The sequence below is a fragment of the Gluconobacter sp. GP1 genome (genome assembly GCF_032913585.1).
Classification (GTDB): domain Bacteria; phylum Pseudomonadota; class Alphaproteobacteria; order Acetobacterales; family Acetobacteraceae; genus Gluconobacter; species Gluconobacter cerinus.
Genome location: NZ_JASGXC010000001.1, coordinates 715,068 through 734,715 on the forward strand (window position 1 = coordinate 715,068; position 19,648 = coordinate 734,715).

The window sequence follows — 19,648 nt, forward strand, 5'->3', positions numbered from 1 at the left end:
TCCCGGTGCTCGGGTCTAAGTGACATTCCCATGTGAATGTCACCCACTCAAAAGGGTTGGTTTTCGTCTGATATTGCCCTCGCCCTTGTATCAAAGAGGCGTTTATCACTCTCTGGCTCTCAGGCTTGTCGTCTTGAAGAAAAAAGCGGTTACTTGAACTTCCCAGCCTCACGAGTTCACGTCTGGCAGCAGACTGACAGAGATAGGTTGTCATAAGCCATGCCGTTCCTTGCGTCGCCACGGCATTCCTCTCTTGAGGATCACGAATAGAGGCGATCTGACGCGAAATAAGTTTTTGCTCTGCGGGTGACGGGCCTGTCTTTTTATGGGCACCCGCGTTCGCAGTCCCGGACAGAGCAACGAAGAGTAGGAACGATCCCGCTAGCAGATAATCATAGATTTTCATAAAGTCCCCTGCACCGTGCTTTGCCTGTCTCTGATCCCGAGCGTATAGGGTGGGACTAAGCCGTCACCCTGCCAAGCAGCAATTCAATCCTGGACCCCGCCCTTCATGATCCGTCAGTCATCTACGCTTACAACGTTCGTAGTCACCCTGAGCTGCCCTAACCGACCTGGCATTGTAGCGGCAATCAGCCAGCGTCTTTACGAACTTGGTGCCAACATCACGGAAGCACAGCAGTTTGATGACACAGGCAGTACGCAGTTCTTCATGCGAATTGTTTTCGATGTGGCAAAAGAGGCGTTATCTGAAACCCAGTTGAAAACAGAATTTTCCCGTCTGGCGGAAAATTTCTCAATGGACTGGCAAATTAGTGACATTTCAAAGCGCCAGAAAGTTCTTCTTTTTGTATCCCGCTTCGATCATTGCCTTGTGGACCTTCTCTATCGCTGGCGCATCGGTGAACTACAGATAGATCCGGTCGGCATCATCTCCAATCATGCTCGGGAAACCTATGCTGATCTGGATTTCCATGGTGTTCCATTTCACCATCTTCCCATTACCAAAGATACCAAGGCGGAACAGGAACAACGCATCTGGACTGTCTTTCAGGAGAGTGGTGCTGAACTGGCTGTTCTGGCGCGATATATGCAGGTCCTTTCCAACGAAATGGCCACTCGCCTTTCTGGACGTTGCATCAACATTCACCATTCCTTTCTACCAGGATTCAAAGGTGCTCGCCCCTATCATCAGGCGTTCAGCCGTGGCGTAAAGCTTATTGGTGCAACGGCCCATTATGTCACCAGCGATCTGGATGAAGGACCGATCATTGAGCAGGACGTTGAGCGGATCTCTCACGCTGACGACCCGGAAGACCTGATCCGTAAGGGACGTGATATCGAGCGTCGCGTACTTGCTCGTGCTGTACGGTATCACATTGAACGACGGGCCATTTTGAACGGAAACAAGACGATTGTTTTTACGCCCTGAGCGAGACGCTTTATTGAACAAGCGCCTTGACGAGAGCCTTGATCGCCTTCTGTGCCGCTCTGGACCCCCACTCCTTAAGTAGCCTGTTGCTACGAGGACGTTTGGAAAGTGCATAAGGACTTTCCCTGATGGGCGGCATGCCTACAACCTGTTCCTTCATGGATTGTGGAAGAGCAGGAAACGGGTCCACGTTCACGAGCTGCATTAAAAGTGCAACGGCTATGATCTTACAGGTTGGCTTGCGAGTGTTCAGGCACACATAGGCGCCCGTCCCGTTGGAGGCGGGATCGTATATGGCTTTCCATGTCACAGCGGGAACCGGAATACGCCCTCTTCCAATCTTTGCTGTGTGCTCGGGATCGTATCCGGGGCCAGTAACGACGAATATTTCGCCTTCCTGACGTGCCCATCCTCTGACAGCGCTTTCAACACCTTCCCACGGTCCACGGTTCAACTCACCCGTTTGGGGAACAATATTGGACAGCAGGAAAGACTGTTGCTGAGGCGCAAGACCCGGCTCATTGCCGCTTGGTGTCATATGTCCCCGGTCATAGCCTGAGGCTTTGTAGTCGGTCAGTGACGCACGCATTGAGGCAGGCAGCCTCATATCGGGAAAGAATTTTCCTTGTCGGTTCGTCTCATCGGCAATCTCAAGATTTTCTTCGGTCAGGTCTTCAGCAGACCAGAGCGGACCCTTTGTCGCTTCCGAAACCAGAACGGCATAATGGTCATTACAGAGCTGAACGGTGCCTGAGCGCGCGGTCTCTGACAAAAGTGCGGGAGGGAGGCCTTTGGCAAATAAGGCCGGGCACGAAGCCGCATGTGCCGGACATGCGACAACCAGAAACCCGACGAAACCAAGCGGAAGATATTTCAACGCCCCTCACAGACCTAAAGCCAGACAATCTTGTCTGCCGGAACAACGAGGATATTGAAAATGACTGGTACGGGCAGAGGGACTTGAACCCCCACAGCTTGCGCCACCAGAACCTAAATCTGGCGTGTCTACCAATTCCACCATGCCCGCAGACTGTGAAGTGGGTCTAGACGATCTCCACGGCTCTTGCAATGGCTATCAACGACCTAAATGACTGAAAAATCACACCTCACAGAAAGAAAACTGATTTAGGAGTTAATTTCCAACCTTCTGGAATTTCAGAACAAAATTGTCCCCTTCCCCGATGGCGGCATATTTGGCGCGATCAACCTGGCCCAGAGCGTATGTCGGAGGAAGGGTCCAGATCCCTTTGGGCCACTGTGCCGTATCCCGGGGATTGGCGTTAATTTCGGAGCTCCCAACAAGCTTGAAACCCGCCTTTTCAATCATCTGGATAGCGTATGCCTGTCTCACATACCCATCTTTTGCCTGGGGGTCCTGCGGAGCGCTGGTGTTTCCGCGATGGTCTTCAATACCCAGAATACCGCCAGGCTTCAGCACTTTGTGGATTGCCTCCAGCATTTGCGGGGCATTTCCAGCTTCCATCCAGTTGTGCATATTCCGAAATGTCATGACGAGATCCGCACTGTCTGCCGGTACGAAATTCAAATTCTCTGCATCAAAACGGGTTGTTTTGACGGCTCCGTAGATATCCGGATGCGTCGCCTGAAGCTTGGCAATACTCTGCTTTTTGATATCTGCTGGCCCGAGAGCAACTGTATAAGTGCCTTGGTCACGAAGATACGGCGCAAGAATTTGGGTCCAATACCCTCCAGCAGGCCAGATCTCTACGACATTGGACGTCGGAGTTATCCCGAAAAACTGCAGCTCTTCCAGCGGGTGCCGAACACTGTCACGGGCGACAAATGCCGGCGTTCGCTCTGAAAGTTTGAGAGCTTGATCCAAACTTGGGCCAGCCAATGCTGGCGTGGCTGTCAAACATGACAAGGCCAACAGAAAACCGGATCTCGACAGCATGATAATGACTCCTGTTGCAGATGTCGTGACTGTGACACGAGGTTGTAGAGGCTGTCTTCACACTTCTTCGAAGCCTGGCGCCCAAACGGTGCTTTACAATCGCGAAATCTGATAAAGGATAATTTAACAATCATCCCATCCGGGAAACGGCAACAGGGCAAAGTACACATGCGTCTCGACGACCAACGAGAAAGCACCAACATTGATGATCGACGCGGTTCCGGAGGCGGAGGACGTGGCCCTTTGAGGATCGGAGGGATTGGCGGCGTCATCCTTGTCATAGGGGCGCTGTACTTCGGCGTAGACCCTCGTGTAGTCCTGAGCCTTCTGGAAAACGGACCGACAGCAAATACACCGGCGGCCACCCAGACCCAGGCAGCAAAAGACGACCCCGGCAGAAAATTCATCGCCCGTATTCTCGGCTCAACCGAAGATGTCTGGAGCAGCACCTTTCAGCAAATGGGCCGAACCTATCATGATCCCGGTCTGGTTCTCTTTTCAGGCGGGACACAATCTGGCTGCGGTTATGCACAAACGTCCGTAGGCCCGTTCTATTGCCCTGCTGATCATAAGGTCTATCTGGATCTGCAGTTCTTTCAGGAATTGCAGGATCGTCTGGGAGCAAGTGGCGACTTTGCCAAGGCCTACGTTGTGGCTCATGAGGTTGGGCACCATGTTCAGAATGAGCTGGGCATTATGCAGCAGGTCAATCAACAGGGCAGCGCTGCCCAAAAAGGGGCGAATGGCCTTTCTGTCCGTGTTGAATTGCAGGCGGACTGTTTCGCGGGTGTCTGGGCCAAGCGTGCGAACGATACCCGCCACTTCCTTGAGACGGGAGATATTGAAGAAGGCATGAACGCAGCCTCAGCCGTTGGTGACGATCGCCTGGAGCGCAAAGCTCAAGGTTATGTTGTCCCGGACAGCTTCACCCACGGGACATCTGCCCAAAGAGTCGCATGGTTTAAACGTGGACTAGAAAGCGAAGATATCAAACGCTGTGATACGTTTAACGCCCCCGCGCTCTAATCTTTCTGGCCTCTGGGCATGGAGAACTCAAACGTTCCTGCAATGCCCGGAGGCCAGACATCTGACACGTTTCGATGCCGTCATACCTCTGGAAAATTTCCATATTCTGGTGCTTCAATAGGCGCATCTTAAAGCGTCTGCTGGAAACCATGACCATGAAGCACATCCTGCCCAGTGTTCTCTCCATAGCCCTGCTTTGTAGCGCCGGTACAGCACTGGCCGAACCTGCATCTTGTACGCCTGGAACGACCTCGTTACCTGCTGGGTATGAGGGCTGGAGCAATCCCACTCCTTTGACCGCAGCCACAGACAAGGCTGGTCTTTCTGCAAGTCATCTAACACTCAATCACGCGTCTGCCGTTCATCTGGCACACACTCCAGACGTTCACTTCCTGCAGAGGCCCTATGAACCAGGCGGAAGTGTGAGTTATGGAGGAATGATTGCTTTTGAAGTGCCCAAATCGGGAACTTATCGCATCATGCTGCCAAATAAGACGTGGATTGACGTTCTTGGACAGGGGACACCAGTCGTTTCGACGCATCATCAACATGGTCCCGACTGTTCGGGTATCCGCAAAATGGTAGATTTTCAGCTGCCAGCTGGGCAATACACGCTTCAACTTGCAGGAAGCGGTCTGCAGGATATGCCCGTCATGGTGTCTGCCTTGCCGTGATGCGCTATCCCATAATGCTGTTTCTGGGCTTTCTTACGACTGGAGCAGCATTTCCTGCGATAGCCGCGAATATTTCCCCAAATGGTGCGAAAATCGAACTGGGGCACAGACTTTTCTATGACGCGGACCTCTCTCGTGACGGAAGCATGTCGTGTGCAACCTGTCATGAACAGCGTCATGCCTTCTCAGATGGGAACCCGACCCATCCGGGAGTAACAGATGAGGACGGAATCCGGAATGTTCCACCCTTAGCGAATGTCGGGCAATTTCATACGCTCACTTGGATCAACCAACACGTTATAACACTTGAAGATCAGTTCTTTATTCCGCTGAGTGGCCATCACCCAGTGGAAATGGGCATGACAGACATGCCCGAGCTCGCTCGTCGGCTGTCCACAAATTCTTGCTATCGCGTTCTGTTTTCAAAAGCCTTTCCTGAAAAAAATATTCCGATTGATGTCCGTTCTGTAGCCCAAGCCGTGTCGGCCTTCGAGCGAGAATTAATTTCCGATAAGTCACCGTGGGATCTTAGGTTATCCGGCGCGACGCGGTCACAAACAAACGGAAAAAGGATATTTTTTGGCAAGGGGAAGTGCAGCTCATGCCACCAACCGCCCCTATTCACTGATCAGGAATTCCATGCACTGTCGACATCTTATTCCGAACCCATCAGGACGCCTTCTCTTCGGAATGCCGAAGTAACCGCTCCTTATTTGCATGACGGTTCTGCCCCCACTCTCAGAGAAGCTATTCTGGCGCACCCAAGAAGCAATCTGCTTTCGCAAAACGAACTAATAGATCTAGTGGCGTTTCTTAAGCTGCTGACGGATCGGAATTTTCTTTCTGATGCCAGCTTGGGGTTGCCATCTGAAGAATGCCCAATAAGCACGCAATGATCAGCGCTGGATAACGTAGCTAGTCTCCACACACGTTATACAAATCCGATCGCGCTTTTCAATTGAACCGGGCCGGTGGCTTGGTACGAGGCCTCGATACTGATACATCCATTGGTCTCTGCTCCACTCAGATGATCTGTCGGGAACCATTCATGACCAAACTTGCAGCTCTTTTTATAGGACTTCTGCTCGGATCTACAGCGATAGCTTACGCAGAAGATGGTCAGGCTCTCTACAGTAGCAAGTGCAGCGTGTGTCATCAGGCCGCCGGAATTGGATCGCCAGGGCAGTTTCCTCCCCTCAGCGGAAGAATTGGAAAAATCGCCTCGTCTCCTGAAGGAAAGGCTTATCTGAAAGACGTTCTTCTGAATGGCCTCCATGGCGCGATTGACGTCTCAGACGAGACATATATGGGCTTTATGCCGTCTTTCAATTCGCTGACAGACAGCCAGATTGCCGCGGTTCTTACATATGTTTCGTCCCTGAATACGCCTGGAAAGGCTCCAGCTTTTTCTGAAGATGAAATCAAGGCTGCCCGTGGCACTCCAAAAAAAGCGAAAGAAATCGTTTCAGAACGGGCCGCACTCAATTCCATCCACCCGCTCCCATAAAAACTCATTTTTAGAGAGCGAAAGCTATTTTCTGTGACTTCCCATTAAAGAAAATATGGGATGTCACAGGCTAATTCTTAACCTTTTTCCATATTCTCTTCTTGAGAAAAAAGACCAGAATACTCATCGCGATCAGGTACAGCAGAGTAAAAACGCCTACCTTACGTCTGGTGTGAAGATGTGGATGGGCCGCCCACTCCAGAAACGCACCTACATCCTGCGACATCTGTGGAATGGTTGATGACGTTCCGTCTGAGTATTGCACCTGACCATCATGTAGAGGCTGAGGCATCGCGATATGGCGATGCTTCATCGCCAGATTATAGTACGAGCCTTTAGGCAACACCGTCCCTTCCGGGGCGGATGCATAAGACTGCAAAATCTGAATAATGCGCGCCGTGCCTCCATGTTGGGTCAGAGCAAGTCGTGAAAAATCTGGAGGAAGACCACCGTGGTTGGCTAGTCTTGCCAGGTTTTCACTTGGATAAGGCGATCCAATTCGATCTGACGGGTGGGCTGGCCGTGTTTTAGGATCGCCATCATCGTCAAGACCATCGGCAACCTGATGCTGTGAAGCGTAATCTTTAATGGCCACCACAGATAGGCCGAGGTCTGAAAGATCTGAATAAGCAACATAGTTCAAGCTGTGGCAACTACTGCAAACCTGCCTGAATACCTGAAGCCCGCGCTGCTCAGGCGTAGATGCGCCTGCTTTGAAAGAAAAAAGGGCAAGTAAAAATAAAAGAGGATATTTCATTCCCCGCCCTCTTTTGCGAAGCCCAAGGAAGATGCTGTTTCGCCACGCGATTGAAGTGGCAAAAGTATCAGAAAATATAAATACCAATAGAAAACAGCAACGCGGCTAAGCCACAGCCACCCTCCTGCGGGTGGATGCATTCCAGCAAAACCCAAAGCAACAAACGAGAAGAAAAGCATTAAAAGCGCTGGTCGGAGGAGAGGTCGAGACTGTGCGGATCTGACAGGGGAATTATCCAGCCATGGTACCGCAAATAATACTCCTATACTTCCTGTCGCAAGGATGAGGCCTCCAAGTTTGGAAGGAACCGCCCTTAAAATCGCATAAAACGGTGCAAAATACCATTCCGGCGTAATGTCCTGAGGCGTCACAAGCGGGTTTGCCTGTACGTAATTCTCTGCAAGAGTCAGAAAATCCGGAGCGAAGAAAACAATTACTGCATAGACGATAAGAAAAAAACAAAGCCCCAATCCATCCTTGGACGTATAATAGGGATGAAATGGGACTGTTTCATCAGAAGGTTCAGGATCTATTCCTGTCGGGTTATTTGATCCCGCAACATGCAATGTTGCAATATGAAGCGCAACGACGCCTATAATAGAAAATGCTGTCAGGAAATGAAGAACGTAAATCCTGTGTAAAGCAACATTACCAAGGCCCTCCCCTCCCATTAGCCAGGACGTCAGGGCTTTGCCGATCAATGGCACAGTATTGAGCGCATTCACGACAACTGTAGCGCCCCAATAGGACATCTGCCCCCACGGGAGAATGTACCCCGCGAAAGCCGTTATCATGACCATTAAAAGCAGTCCAAGCCCAGTGAGCCAGATCAGTTCGCGAGGCGCTTTGTAGGATCCGTAATACAGCCCTCTCGCGACATGGACGTAGAGAGCGGCAAACAGCATAGAAACGCCGCCCATATGAATGGATCGAACCAGCCAGCCCGATGCGACCTGCCGATCCATGGTCTCTATGCTGGAAAACGCATCTGACACTGTCGGAGTGTAATTAAGAGCAAGAAAGATCCCGCTCAGCAAAAGCATCCCGAGCGAAACCGTGGCAAAGGCACCGAAATTCCATAGATAATTGAGGTTTTTCGGCATCGCGAAGTCAACATATTCACGCCGGAAAGAAGAAACAATCGGGAGGCGTTTCTCTACCCACTCGGAGAGATCGTGAGGTTTATCGGTCATGAGGGCAATCAGATCTGCTGGATCGTCGCGATATCAAAATCCGGATCGCCTTTACTCTTCCCAATGAGAAGGTGCTGATCAGAAATTATCGTTACGGGCGGAACAGGAAGATTATAGGGCGCTGGCGCATCCTTATATGCCCGCCCTGCGATATCGAATTGTGACCCATGGCAGGGACAGGCATATTTCCCGGATCGATCGCCAGACGATGGCGCGTCAAAAGATGGCACACACCCCAGATGCGTACAGATTCCGATCAGGACGCCAATTTCAGGCACAACAGAGCGATGCCAGTTGATCGCATCCTGAGGTTGCTGGTGCATTTTGGAATCTGGGTCACGCAGCCGATGCGCCAGTTCAGGAACACGGAGCGAAGCCAGCATTTCTGGTGTACGCCGCTGAACGAACACCGGCCATCCACGCCACGTCACCACAAGCTGCTGCCCCGGCGCCAGCTTCGAGCAATCAACCTCAACAGTATCATCTTCGCCAATGCGACTGCTCTGCGTACCATTCAAACTGTTGAGAAACGGATATGCCAGTGCACAGGCCCCTGCACAGCCCATCCCCAGCGTGACTGTCGCGAGCACATCGCGTCGCCGAGGGTGGTTTTCCTCTTCCAATCCCTGTTGGGACGAGGAAGGAGGTGCATCATCCTGTGTCATGGTGTCCTACTCAAATAACCAGCTCAAATCATTCAAGCCCATATGGGTGAAGTCAATCTTAAAGATACGCTGCACGAAACGGAGCCTCTGTTTCTCATCATGCACCTTCAGGGGCCAACCCCCTCTTTTCAACACCATACCCATTCATAAAAATGACATGAAACTCTTGAAATTCCTTGATGATTTCATCCGCCGGGGCTGATAAGCGTCTTATCACAATTGAGTGTATGGAAGAGATCAACGGTGGCAACAAAACTGAACCGTCGCAGCGTACTAGGTCTGGGAGCAGGCTTTTCCCTCAGTGCGCTTCTTCCATCCATTCAGCGTGCCCGTGCCATCCCTGCCCGTCGGGACACAGGAACGATCGAAGACGTCCAGCATATCGTTGTGCTGATGCAGGAAAACCGATCTTTCGATCACTATCTTGGTCATCTGTCAGGCGTTCGTGGGTATGGAGACCGGCATGTCGTGCGTGGTCCGAACCGCGAACCGATCTGGTGGCAGCAACGGCAGAAAGCCGAAAATGGCTGGATCACGCCGTTCCATCTCCCAACACAAACTACCAGTGCAGAATGCGTGATTGATCTGGACCATAGCTGGGCTCCTACGCACGCAGCGATCAACAAAGGCTGGAACAACCAATGGCCTCGTCACAAGAAAGATATGACGATGGGCTATTACACACGGGAAGATATTCCCTTCCATTACGCTCTGGCTGACGCGTTCACGGTCTGCGATCACTATTTCTGCTCCACGCCGACACAGACACACCCCAACCGTTTTTACCTCATGTCTGGCACCGTTGATCCCAATGCGACAGGCGGTGGCCCGATCCTCGATAATGTGGATTGGGTAGACAGAGATTTTTATCCCAAGGTGCCTGAACCTTTCACCTGGACGACCTACCCTGAGCGCCTTCAAGAAGCCGGTGTGTCATGGCAGGTTTACCAGCAGGGCCTGTCTGGTGCCGATGTTGAGAATGGTAATTTCGGCACAAACGTTCTGATGTGTTTCAAGAATTTCGCTGACGCCAAGCCGGGATCAGCCCTGCATGAGCGTGCCATGACTGCGCGAACACTTGATCACTTGAAACAGGATGTTCTGGCCGATCGGCTGCCACAGGTGTCATGGATCCTGCCTCCGGCGGCGTATTCTGAACACCCCCGGTGGACGCCCGGCTACGGTGCAACCTTTATTGCTCACGCGCTCGATGCCCTGACGGCCAACCCGGATGTCTGGGCCAAAACTGTCTTTCTCGTGATGTATGATGAGAACGACGGGTATTTCGACCATATGCCGCCCCCACAGCCTCCCACACCGGTTCTCCCCGGTCAGAGCACGGTGACGACAAGAGACGAAATTCACAATCACCTCCAAAGCTTCAGGCCAGACCGCTACAAGGCAGACGATCTTCCTTATGGCCTGGGGCCGCGTGTACCAGCTTTCGTTATCTCTCCCTGGAGCACCGGCGGCTTTGTCTGCTCCGAAGTGTTTGACCACACCTCTGTGCTACGCTTCATCGAAGCCCGTTTTGGCGTCAAAGAAACCAATATCACGCCATGGCGCCGTGCAGTCTGCGGCGATTTGACCAGTGCGTTCGATTTCTCGCGCAAAACTACGGTTAAGCCGCCGCTTCCGGACACGGCCGCCTATAGGAAAACTGCTGACGCGTCCTGTAAGCTTCCCTCGCCCGTTATTCCTCATCAGAGCACGCTCGAGGATATCGGCAACCAGGAACGAGGTGCACGCTTGGCAAGGCCACTGCCATACAAACTCTCTGCAGACCTCCTGGAGACCAGTACAAGCAGCTTGACTTTCGAAATCCGCAATGACGGCACATCTGGGGCATGTTTTTACGTATACCGTGATGGAACCGAGGAAACCCCTCGCCGCCATACTCTGGAACCAGGAAAAGCCATCACTGACGTTTGGAAAATAGAGAGCGCCGGACAACACGACTTTACCATTCTCGGGCCAAATGGTTTTGCGCGTTACTTCCAGAACGCAAAACCTATGGATATCCAGGTTCAAGCGCGGGGAGACACTCAAACCGGCAATCTGGTCCTAAACCTCAAGAATACTGCATCTACAGAAAAGAAGGTCAGGATCCAGGATAACGCTTATGGTGCGGAAGACCGTTTTCTTTCCCTTGAAGGAAATCAGTCGGCATCCGTCTCCGTTGAGCTCGATGCCAGTCATCACTGGTATGATCTTGTTCTCTCCTGCTCCGATGAACCGGGCAATCAATCTCGATTTGCCGGGCATGTAGAAACCGGACAAACGAGCATCACAGACCCTGCTATGGGCAACGTCCTGGCTTGATGGACACAGGTATACTCTCGGCAAGAGCATATTCTGGAATGCTCTTGCCGGAAACGCCAGCTTAGCCGCTTATATCAAGGCCGATGTCCAGCGCTTTGACCGTATGTGTAAGCCAACCCAAAGACAAAACGTCCACCCCAGTCTCTGCAATCGGGCGCGCCGTCTCCGGTGTAATTCCACCGGATGCCTCAGCAATAGCGCGGCCATCGATAAGTTTGACAGCTCTTCGAAGCGTTTCCACACCCATATTATCGAGAAGGTAAGCATCTGCTCCGCCAGCCGCGAGGGCTTCTTCGAGCTGGTCCAGCGTATCGACCTCCAGTTCAATCTTCATCAGATGCCCTGCCCGCTGACGCGCCGCCCTCAAAGCTGCCGAGACGCCTCCGCATAGGGCTAGATGATTGTCCTTAATTAGGATAGCGTCATCAAGCCGATATCTATGACTGGAACCACCTCCTGCACGTACCGCATATTTCTGAACCGCTTTAAGGCCAGGAAGCGTTTTGCGCGTGCAACAGATCCGAGCCTTCGTGCCATGAACAGCATCCACGATCGCCCGCGTCGCTGTAGCGATGCCGCTCAGGTGCGAGAGCAGATTTAACGCCGTGCGTTCGCCAGCCAAAACCGTACTCGCAGACCCGTCAATGACGGCCAAAACATCCCCGGCCCCAATCCTGTCGCCATCCTGCCTGTGAGAAATAAACTCAGCCTTGCGGTCAAGAAGACTGAATGCAAGCTGGGCCCCCTGCAACCCAGCCAGAACGCCACTTTGTCTTGCACGAAAAACTGCCTGAAGGGGCTGTTCAGGATCAAGAAGAGCCTGTGTCGTCACATCTCCGCCCGTTCCCAGGTCTTCAACAAGCGCAGCACGAACTACAGGTTCCCAGAGAAGATCAGGCAGAAAGGTCTGAAAGGTCATGCAATGTGTCCTTATGGCGAAGGAAGATCAGTTATGGTCAGCACAGTTCGGTTAGGCATCGTTTGATTCGGAAAGTCCGTGCGCCAATGGCTTCCACGGCTCTCCCTACGTTTCAGGGCAGACGATGCAACGAAGGCGGCAATGAGCGCTTCATTACTGACGTGGATATCCGGAAGAATTATTTCAAAAAGGGCCTGCAATCCACGCTCGTCCCTGAGCAGTCCAGCATACTTGCTCATGAGTGAGGCCAAATCATGCACAGCAGGAGCATTGCTGACTTCGCGCGGCGCAATCGTCCCGAACGGCACCTTTGGAAGCATGCTGTTATCGACGCTTTCTGCGACCCATTTCCCGGTTACGAAGGCTTCGAGCAATGAATTACTCGCCAGTCGATTAGCGCCATGAAGGCCGGTACAGGCCGCTTCTCCGCAGGCCCACAGACCCGGCACAGAGGTACGCCCGTGCTCATCAACATCCAGACCACCCATGTGATAGTGCATTGCTGGACTGACTGGGATGAGCTGTGCGTCCGGATCAATCCCCATGGCCATGCATGACGCTGTTATGCCCGGAAACCTCAGACTAAAGGGCGTTTTTCCTATTGCCCGCGTATCCAGAAAAACGTCGTGTCCGCTTTGAATATGAGCCGAAATCGCTCGCGCGACGATATCGCGTGGCTGGAGTTCTTCCGTAAATCTGTTTCCAGTTTCATCGACCAGAAGAGCACCCGCCCCGCGTACCGCTTCGCTCACCAGAGGTCTGCGGCCAGTCTGGCCAACACCTTTGAGAGCTGTTGGATGAAACTGGGTGAATTCCATATCAATCAGTCTGGCGCCGGCACGTGCAGCATGAGCCAGACCATTCCCGGTCAATGTTCCAGGGCTGGTGGTACAGTCATAAAGAGCACCGATGCCCCCGGATGCGATGACGCAGCATGAAGTGGGCAGAAAACCTTGTGAGGTCCTAACGCCGATAAGGCGCCCTCCTTCCGTAACCAAGCCCTCTAGTCGCGTTCCTTCCAGAACAGTGATGGTATCGCGACTTCGAACACGCTTTATCAACGTCTGCATGATCGCAGCACCGCTTCCATCTCCGCCGACATGGAGAATACGGTGCCTGGAATGCGCGGCTTCCAGATGCAGGTCCAGCGCTTCGCCCTTTTTTGCAAAAGGGACGCCCCACTCGAGCAAGGTCCTGATGGCGTCAGGTGCCGAGCTCGTAATCAGTTTCACTATGTGGGGAACACTGAGGCCGACACCTGCGGCTAACGTGTCCTGAGCGTGCAGATCCGGTGAATCTTCTGCTCCAACTGCGGCTGCAATTCCCCCCTGAGCCAAAGAACTCGCCGCCTCGTGCCCTAACGGAGCCGGGCTGAGAACAACACAGGGCTGGCGAAGGTGCAGGGCAGCGGAAAGACCTGCCAGTCCTGCCCCTACGATAACGGGTTGCCCAGCGAGATGACTTAAAAGAATGTCCGTCACAATTAGATTGCCAGCATTCTCTCGACCGCCATGCGGGCTCGCCCTTCAAGCTCGGACGGAATGGTTACCGGAGTTTCGAGGTTTTCGAGCGCTCTGCGGATTCCTGCCAACGTAATGCGCTTCATGTGTGGGCAAAGATTACACGGGCGAACAAACTCGGTTTCCGGATTCAGCGCGGCCAGATTGTCGCTCATCGAGCATTCTGTCACCAGCAACACTTTTTCCGGGCGGTGGGTCGCGACGTAGTCAATCATATTGGCGGTGGAACCGGAATAGTCCGCCTCGGCAACCACGTCTGGCGGGCATTCAGGATGCGCTATGACCGTCACACCTGGATGAATTCGCCGATACTGCCGAATTTCCTGCGGTGTGAAGCGTTCATGCACTTCACAATGACCCGCCCAGGTCAGCATTTCGATGCCTGTTTCGTTCTCGATGTTTTGAGCCAGAAACTCGTCTGGAATCATGATAACACGAGGAACACCCAGGCTTTCCACGACCCGTCTGGCATTGCCCGACGTGCAGCAGACGTCTGTTTCCGCTTTCACTTCCGCTCTACTGTTAACGTACGTGACAACCGGAACCCCCGGATAGCGCCGCTTCATCTCCCGGACGTTTTCCGCCGTTATGCTTTCTGCCAAAGAACAGCCAGCTCGATCGTCCGGAATTAGAACCGTCTTGTCGGGATTCATCAGCTTGGCAGTTTCTGCCATGAAATGAACGCCAGCCATGACAATGATGTCTGCGTCGAGGTTCTGAGCATCACGAGCCAGAGCCAGACTGTCTCCGCGGATGTCCGCGACACAGTGGAAAATTTCCGGCGTTTGATAGTTATGAGCCAGAATAACGGCATTTCGTTCGCGTTTCAGGCGAAGAATAGCCTCGATATCATCCGCGTATAAACGTTCCCAATCCTCCCGCGCCATCAGGCGGGAGACAGGTTCGTAAAGCCTGTCACGGCTTTCCAGGACATGCTGACGGCCCATGACGGACTCCGTAATAACATTATGCTCCTATTGAGCATAATGCATCTTACCGTATTCACAAGCCTGCCGGTCAACACGTTTTCAGGAGAACGTTCCCAGTGGAAGCTTGGCCCCTGTCAGATAGCAGTTTTCAGAATTATCCGTCCGAAACCTGTAAAGCCGCGCAGGTCTTCCCTGAACCCCGCTCTCGTAGCGATCGGTTTCACTGACCAGATCCTGATTTTGTACCAACCGACGAAAATTCTGCTTGTGCATCAAACGCCCGGAAAGAGCTTCCATCGCTTGCTGGAGTTGAAGAAGCGTAAATTCTTCGGGCACGAGCTCGAACACGGCAGGCGTGTAACGGATTTTCGCTCTTAAACGAGACATCGCCGTTGCGAGAATACGCCGATGATCCCAGAGCATGGGGCTTTCTCCCAGCCCCGCACTGCAATGAGGTGACTCCTGAACCAGCCCAGCCTCCCACAGCAGCTCATAACGCTCCAGCACGGCTTCGTCGTTCCAGCTTTCCCCGTTCAGGCCAAACGTGGCCTGACAACGGTCGAGCTTTTCCTCCTCATGGGCCGCCCACTCAAGAAGGGCTCGCTCAATGGTCTTGAGGAGGGCAACGCTTCCTTCAGTTCGGCGGTCTTCCCAAGGAAAGTACTGATACCATCCCCTCCATCCCGCCTGATCGCCACTGTCGCGCGTCAGGGCCATATAGGAAATACGCACGAGCCGTTCAGTTTCAGCAGGAACTGAGTCCCCGAACGTATAGAGTTGCTCAACATGACCCAGGCGGAACCCCGTGAGTTCCTCTACCCAATGGCGCACACCACGCTGCAATGACGAGTGTTCCGTTTCCAGGGCGCCTGCAGGTAAGCAGGCCCCATTCTGAACGGTCAGAACTTCTGGTGTTCCGCTCTGGAGTGTGGTCAGGACGGCAACCAGTTCCGCCCGACACGTCGCAACGTGATGATTCATTCTAAAATCATGTCCTCCCGTTGGGTAGAAACTCCAGAAGTAAAATTTTTCTCAGGAAGGAGGCTGGGAGTTTCTTGCTGCCACCTTCCCTCCCTAAGGTTTCAGCCTGCGATGCTGTCTGGCATGGACGCCATATCGATCACGAAGCGGTATTTGACGTCTGAACGCAGGACGCGCTCATACGCCTGATTGATCTCATCCATCCGAATGATTTCCACGTCACTGACGATGTTATGCTGACCGCAGAAATCAAGCATTTCCTGCGTTTCCTGAATACCGCCGATAGCGGAGCCAGCCAGACTACGGCGCTTGGCAACAAGGCTGAACGCCCCAACCGACATCGGCTTTTCCGGCAGTCCTACAAGCACCATATGTCCGTCCTGCTTCAGCAGGGACAGGTAGGCATTGATGTCATGATCTGCCGACACAGCATCAAGAATGAAATCAAAGCGGTTCGCCTCGGCAGCCATCGCTTGTTCATCGCGGGAAATGACAACCCGGTGTGCACCAAGTCGCTTCCCATCTTCGACTTTACTCGGAGACGTTGTGAACAGGGTTACTTCGGCACCAAGCGCAACGGCAAATTTGACCCCCATATGGCCAAGTCCACCGAGCCCTACAACACCAACACGATGCCCTGTCCCGATTTTCCAGTGAGACAACGGAGACCATGTCGTGATCCCGGCGCAAAGCAATGGTGCCGCCGCCGCCGGATCAAGATTTTCGGGAATACGCAGGACGAAACCTTCATCGACAACGATGGCGCGCGAATATCCGCCGAACGTGTAGGCGCCTTCTGCCGAAAATGCCGGATCGGGGCTGTTGTATGTCCATGTTGGACTGGCATCGCAATACTGCTCCAGACCAGCCTCGCAGGACGCGCAGGTTCGGCATGAATTCACCATGCAGCCCACGCCCACTCGGTCACCGACTTTAAAGCGTGTTACGTCAGGCCCAACCGCTTTGACATGTCCGATAATCTCATGCCCCGGCACGCACGGATAAGAAGCAGGTCCCCATTCGCTCCGTGCAGTATGAATGTCAGAGTGACAGACACCGCAGTGGGTAATGTCAATCTGAACGTCCAAAGGACCGCAGTTACGGCGCTCAAAAGCGAAAGGAGCCAAGGGAGATGTCGGGCTGGAGGCCGCGTAACCAACACAGGTAAGCATTGCAGGTCCTTGTCGAGACAGAAGAATCAAAGCGTCAAAACGATTGGTCCACTCTAACAGGAAGTCCCGCTGAACTGTACCCATGCTGACTTCGCACAGGTTTCCTCAGGCACGCGCGAGACAACCCACAACCTCACGAGCCTCTGCCAGTAACGCCTCAAGATCCAGTCCCGGAATAGCGCCATCCACTACCACAGGCACACCGTCCATAAGGACATGACGTACAGTTGCCGCGCCCGACACGACCGGAGCAATCAGTGGATCATGCAATCCAGCACATCTGGGTGCATCCAGACCATGGATAACCAGATCCGCCGCTGCGCCGACCTCAACCCGGCCGACATCAGGAAACCCCAGGATTTGCGCTCCCGCGGATGTTGACCAGCGCATGACATCCTCAGCCGTGACAGCGTCAGCACCGTGAACTGCGCGATGAATCATCCACGCACAATGCATCTCTGCCCCCATGTCACAGGCTTCATTAGATGCTGCCCCATCAACTGCCAGCGATACGCGCCCGCCCAGAGCGTCCAAGGCCGGTGCAGGCGCGATACCTGACCCAAGGCGGCAGTTACTCTGAGGACAATGCGCCATACCGGTCCCGGTTTGGGCCATAAGCGCCAGTTCGCTCTCATCAAGATGAACCAGATGCGCAAACCAGACGTCTTCTCCAACCCAGCCATGCTCGGCAACAAACTGAAGGGGCCGCATTCCGTAAGTTTCCAGACAGAACCGGACATAGTTCTCTGTTTCAGACAGATGCGAGTGTAGCGAAATACCTATGCTTCGGGCGGCAATAGCCATTTCTCGAAGCTCATCCGGTGTGACACCCCAGGTTGGCGTGTTAGGGGCCAGGGCAATTCGGCGTTTCGCATTCGGGCCAGATTGATGATACCGGCCGACAAGCCCTTCGACACGTTTCATCATTACATCCAGCGTCTCCGTCGGCGCTGGAATAATGTCGTCCGTATCGAATTTTCTGGCGCGCGTGGTGCCTCCACGCGCGAGAACATAGCGCAGACCAAGATCTTCAGAGGCTTCAAACAAAACGGCAGCCGGATCGTATGCATACATATCTGCAAACAGGTAATGATGATCAGCGACCGTCGTGCAGCCCGACAAGAGCAATTCCACCATTCCAACCCTGGCCGCCACATTGAGCGCCCGCTCATCTATGCGGTTCCAGTAAGTATTGGGCACAAGGCGAAGCCATGGCTCCAATGGCTTATTGATGGCCGTTGGAACCGCTTTGAGCACACTTTGAAAAAGGTGATGATGCGTGCTGATAAGCCCCGGAGTTGCAATTCCTCCCTTGGCATTCAGAACCTTCTCCCCAGAGCCAGGTACCAAATGACCAATTTCCGTGATCCTGCCATCGCGAATGCGAATGTCACCGGTACGTCGAGCGGCATCGCCGCGTAATCCAGTTAAAATTCCACCGATATTCTGTATCAGTAAGCTCATGCTGGCATCACCCGTAGAGTATCCACAAATTCTGTGGTGAAGGCACTTTTCCAGTCAGCATCGGCTGGCAAGAGGTTTTGGCTGACCATAAAGTCCCGTGTGGCCTGCCACCGGGCAAGCGTCATCGCGCCAAGACCTCGCTCTTTGACATCTGGGGATGACAGAGCATCTGCTTTTTTCAGTCCGGCGTAGCCAAAAGCCAAGTGCTCCAGCGTCATGTTAGGGTTAGCTTTGAGGATCAGAGCATTCCCCGGATCGGGGTTTTGAAAATAATCACGCCATCCCATCAAAGACGCTTTCACAAAGCTGCTTACCTTTTTCTTATCGGTCGCAACCATCTGCTGAGTTGTGACCATAGGAGCGCCATAGGGCGGATAACCCAGATCCTTGAAGAGGAAAAACTCGACCGGCATTCCTTTCTGCCGGGCATCCCACAGTTCGGAGGATGCATAAGCCTGAACGGCCATTTCCTGATCCAGAAAAAATGGCTGGAGATTGAAAGAATAAGGCCTCGCCTGCTCTTCCCTGTAACCAAAGCGATTTTTGAGCCATGGCCAGAACGTCGCATGGGAAGATGCTGCTATCAGAATTGGATGGTCACGGAGCTGGGCGAGATCCGTGACGCCAGCATGCGTCATCAGACCCTGCTGATCGTGCTGAAATGTACTGGCTACTGCAACAAGAGGAATTCCAGAGGCGACGGCGGAAAGAAGCTGGAAGTCGTAGCCAGTAATGAAATCTGCACGGCCGGCAGCCAGAAGCTGAGGAACATTCATTTGCGGGCTGGCTGCCTCTATCGTGACGTCCAGTCCTTCCTGTGCGTAATATCCCTTGGCCAGAGCTTGATAAAACCCGCCAAACTCAGCTTGTGCATACCAGGATGTTATAAGCTTGACGGGCGTCCCCGCATTTTGCGCCCTACTGATGAGCGGCATAGATAATCCGCCTAGACTTCCAGCCAACCCCAAAAGGGTTTGCCTGCGACTGAGAGACATCCTGGACATACGGAGCGTTCTCCATTCTTCATTCAGTCACAGTTTATGAATCGAAACGGTTTTCATGAAAGTGCCTAATTTGAGAATATTGAAATGCTTTTATGAGAACGGCTTTTATAATTGACAGGCAAATGCCCACCATGTTTTGTGTTGGAAACGAGTAGAAGCGGTCGAAGTCCTGTTGCAGGCTTTGGGCATTGCTCCAACAGATCCGGACTA

18 protein-coding genes and 1 tRNA gene are annotated in these 19,648 nt (G+C 53.1%); 6 read left to right on the forward strand and 13 right to left on the reverse strand.

Going from position 1 to position 19,648, the window contains the following annotated elements; translation table 11 throughout:
- Positions 1-511: 511 nt before the first annotated feature.
- A complete protein-coding gene (gene purU / locus R5H23_RS03230) occupies positions 512-1,390 on the forward strand; it encodes a formyltetrahydrofolate deformylase (protein ID WP_086633890.1) in 879 nt (292 codons plus the stop codon).
- Positions 1,391-1,400: 10 nt separating this feature from the next.
- Here the strand turns inward: purU and R5H23_RS03235 are convergent, their stop codons facing one another.
- The 3 genes from R5H23_RS03235 to R5H23_RS03245 all read right to left on the reverse strand — a co-directional run bounded on the left by R5H23_RS03235 (position 1,401) and on the right by R5H23_RS03245 (position 3,305).
- Positions 1,401-2,267 carry a DNA/RNA non-specific endonuclease gene (locus R5H23_RS03235; RefSeq protein WP_211515338.1) on the reverse strand — a complete coding sequence of 289 codons (867 nt, stop codon included), beginning with the start codon at positions 2,265-2,267 and terminating at the stop codon, positions 1,401-1,403.
- Between the two features lie 65 nt (positions 2,268-2,332).
- Positions 2,333-2,417, reverse strand: a tRNA-Leu gene (locus R5H23_RS03240).
- A gap of 105 nt (positions 2,418-2,522) precedes the next feature.
- A complete protein-coding gene (locus R5H23_RS03245) occupies positions 2,523-3,305 on the reverse strand; it encodes a methyltransferase domain-containing protein (protein ID WP_317214334.1) in 783 nt (260 codons plus the stop codon).
- 168 nt (positions 3,306-3,473) lie between these two features.
- Between R5H23_RS03245 and R5H23_RS03250 the strand changes: the two genes are divergently transcribed.
- From R5H23_RS03250 to R5H23_RS03265, 4 genes are all read left to right on the forward strand, one after another.
- Positions 3,474-4,331, forward strand: coding sequence for a neutral zinc metallopeptidase (locus tag R5H23_RS03250; RefSeq protein WP_317214335.1), 858 nt, complete (start codon positions 3,474-3,476; stop codon positions 4,329-4,331).
- Between the two features lie 155 nt (positions 4,332-4,486).
- Complete coding sequence (locus R5H23_RS03255) at positions 4,487-5,005, forward strand: hypothetical protein (protein ID WP_317214336.1); 519 nt, start codon at positions 4,487-4,489, stop codon at positions 5,003-5,005.
- Positions 5,005-5,901, forward strand: a complete 897-nt coding sequence (locus R5H23_RS03260; protein WP_317214598.1) for a cytochrome c peroxidase — start codon at positions 5,005-5,007, stop codon at positions 5,899-5,901. The genes R5H23_RS03255 and R5H23_RS03260 overlap by 1 nt, the downstream gene beginning before the upstream one ends.
- 152 nt (positions 5,902-6,053) lie before the next feature.
- Positions 6,054-6,512 carry a cytochrome c gene (locus R5H23_RS03265; RefSeq protein ID WP_317214337.1) on the forward strand — a complete coding sequence of 153 codons (459 nt, stop codon included), beginning with the start codon at positions 6,054-6,056 and terminating at the stop codon, positions 6,510-6,512.
- A gap of 70 nt (positions 6,513-6,582) precedes the next feature.
- Here the strand turns inward: R5H23_RS03265 and R5H23_RS03270 are convergent, their stop codons facing one another.
- From R5H23_RS03270 to petA, 3 genes are read right to left on the reverse strand one after another with little or no spacing between them, the layout of a single operon-like run.
- Entirely contained in the window at positions 6,583-7,269 is a 687-nt protein-coding gene (locus R5H23_RS03270; RefSeq protein WP_317214338.1) for a cytochrome c1, read from the reverse strand.
- Positions 7,266-8,462: a cytochrome b N-terminal domain-containing protein gene (locus R5H23_RS03275; protein ID WP_317214339.1), complete on the reverse strand. Its 1,197-nt coding sequence runs from the start codon at positions 8,460-8,462 to the stop codon at positions 7,266-7,268. The genes R5H23_RS03270 and R5H23_RS03275 overlap by 4 nt, the downstream gene beginning before the upstream one ends.
- Before the next feature lie 8 nt (positions 8,463-8,470).
- A complete protein-coding gene (gene petA / locus R5H23_RS03280) occupies positions 8,471-9,127 on the reverse strand; it encodes a ubiquinol-cytochrome c reductase iron-sulfur subunit (protein WP_211504407.1) in 657 nt (218 codons plus the stop codon).
- A 243-nt stretch (positions 9,128-9,370) separates the two neighbouring features.
- Between petA and R5H23_RS03285 the strand changes: the two genes are divergently transcribed.
- Entirely contained in the window at positions 9,371-11,449 is a 2,079-nt protein-coding gene (locus tag R5H23_RS03285; RefSeq protein ID WP_317214340.1) for a phosphocholine-specific phospholipase C, read from the forward strand.
- Positions 11,450-11,510: 61 nt separating this feature from the next.
- Here R5H23_RS03285 and nadC read toward each other — a convergent pair whose 3' ends face one another.
- The 7 genes from nadC to R5H23_RS03320 form a co-directional block, all read right to left on the reverse strand.
- Entirely contained in the window at positions 11,511-12,368 is an 858-nt protein-coding gene (nadC, locus tag R5H23_RS03290) for a carboxylating nicotinate-nucleotide diphosphorylase (RefSeq protein ID WP_317214341.1), read from the reverse strand.
- A gap of 11 nt (positions 12,369-12,379) precedes the next feature.
- Positions 12,380-13,849, reverse strand: coding sequence for an L-aspartate oxidase (locus tag R5H23_RS03295; protein WP_317214342.1), 1,470 nt, complete (start codon positions 13,847-13,849; stop codon positions 12,380-12,382).
- A 2-nt stretch (positions 13,850-13,851) separates the two neighbouring features.
- Positions 13,852-14,835 (reverse strand): quinolinate synthase NadA, encoded by a 984-nt coding sequence (gene nadA, locus R5H23_RS03300; RefSeq protein WP_317214343.1) that lies wholly within the window; start codon positions 14,833-14,835, stop codon positions 13,852-13,854.
- A gap of 81 nt (positions 14,836-14,916) precedes the next feature.
- Positions 14,917-15,798, reverse strand: a complete 882-nt coding sequence (locus R5H23_RS03305; RefSeq protein ID WP_317214344.1) for an NrtR DNA-binding winged helix domain-containing protein — start codon at positions 15,796-15,798, stop codon at positions 14,917-14,919.
- Positions 15,799-15,899: 101 nt separating this feature from the next.
- Complete coding sequence (locus tag R5H23_RS03310) at positions 15,900-16,970, reverse strand: NAD(P)-dependent alcohol dehydrogenase (RefSeq protein WP_317214599.1); 1,071 nt, start codon at positions 16,968-16,970, stop codon at positions 15,900-15,902.
- 105 nt (positions 16,971-17,075) lie between these two features.
- On the reverse strand, positions 17,076-18,434 hold the full coding sequence (locus R5H23_RS03315; RefSeq protein ID WP_317214345.1) for an amidohydrolase family protein: 1,359 nt from the start codon (positions 18,432-18,434) through the stop codon (positions 17,076-17,078).
- Entirely contained in the window at positions 18,431-19,438 is a 1,008-nt protein-coding gene (locus R5H23_RS03320) for an ABC transporter substrate-binding protein (protein ID WP_317214346.1), read from the reverse strand. The genes R5H23_RS03315 and R5H23_RS03320 overlap by 4 nt, the downstream gene beginning before the upstream one ends.
- Between the last annotated feature and the right edge of the window lie 210 nt (positions 19,439-19,648).

Excerpts from the sequence above, each read along its gene's own strand:
- purU (WP_086633890.1), top strand. The coding sequence starts at position 512 with ATGATCCGTCAGTCATCTACGCTTACAACGTTCGTAGTCACCCTGAGC.
- R5H23_RS03260 (WP_317214598.1), top strand. The coding sequence starts at position 5,005 with ATGCGCTATCCCATAATGCTGTTTCTGGGCTTTCTTACGACTGGAGCA.
- R5H23_RS03245 (WP_317214334.1), bottom strand. The coding sequence starts at position 3,305 with ATGCTGTCGAGATCCGGTTTTCTGTTGGCCTTGTCATGTTTGACAGCC.
- R5H23_RS03265 (WP_317214337.1), top strand. The coding sequence starts at position 6,054 with ATGACCAAACTTGCAGCTCTTTTTATAGGACTTCTGCTCGGATCTACA.
- nadC (WP_317214341.1), bottom strand. The coding sequence starts at position 12,368 with ATGACCTTTCAGACCTTTCTGCCTGATCTTCTCTGGGAACCTGTAGTT.
- R5H23_RS03275 (WP_317214339.1), bottom strand. The coding sequence starts at position 8,462 with ATGACCGATAAACCTCACGATCTCTCCGAGTGGGTAGAGAAACGCCTC.
- petA (WP_211504407.1), bottom strand. The coding sequence starts at position 9,127 with ATGACACAGGATGATGCACCTCCTTCCTCGTCCCAACAGGGATTGGAA.
- nadA (WP_317214343.1), bottom strand. The coding sequence starts at position 14,835 with ATGGGCCGTCAGCATGTCCTGGAAAGCCGTGACAGGCTTTACGAACCT.
- R5H23_RS03310 (WP_317214599.1), bottom strand. The coding sequence starts at position 16,970 with ATGCTTACCTGTGTTGGTTACGCGGCCTCCAGCCCGACATCTCCCTTG.
- R5H23_RS03250 (WP_317214335.1), top strand. The coding sequence starts at position 3,474 with ATGCGTCTCGACGACCAACGAGAAAGCACCAACATTGATGATCGACGC.
- R5H23_RS03255 (WP_317214336.1), top strand. The coding sequence starts at position 4,487 with ATGAAGCACATCCTGCCCAGTGTTCTCTCCATAGCCCTGCTTTGTAGC.
- R5H23_RS03315 (WP_317214345.1), bottom strand. The coding sequence starts at position 18,434 with ATGAGCTTACTGATACAGAATATCGGTGGAATTTTAACTGGATTACGC.
- R5H23_RS03320 (WP_317214346.1), bottom strand. The coding sequence starts at position 19,438 with ATGTCCAGGATGTCTCTCAGTCGCAGGCAAACCCTTTTGGGGTTGGCT.
- R5H23_RS03270 (WP_317214338.1), bottom strand. The coding sequence starts at position 7,269 with ATGAAATATCCTCTTTTATTTTTACTTGCCCTTTTTTCTTTCAAAGCA.
- R5H23_RS03305 (WP_317214344.1), bottom strand. The coding sequence starts at position 15,798 with ATGAATCATCACGTTGCGACGTGTCGGGCGGAACTGGTTGCCGTCCTG.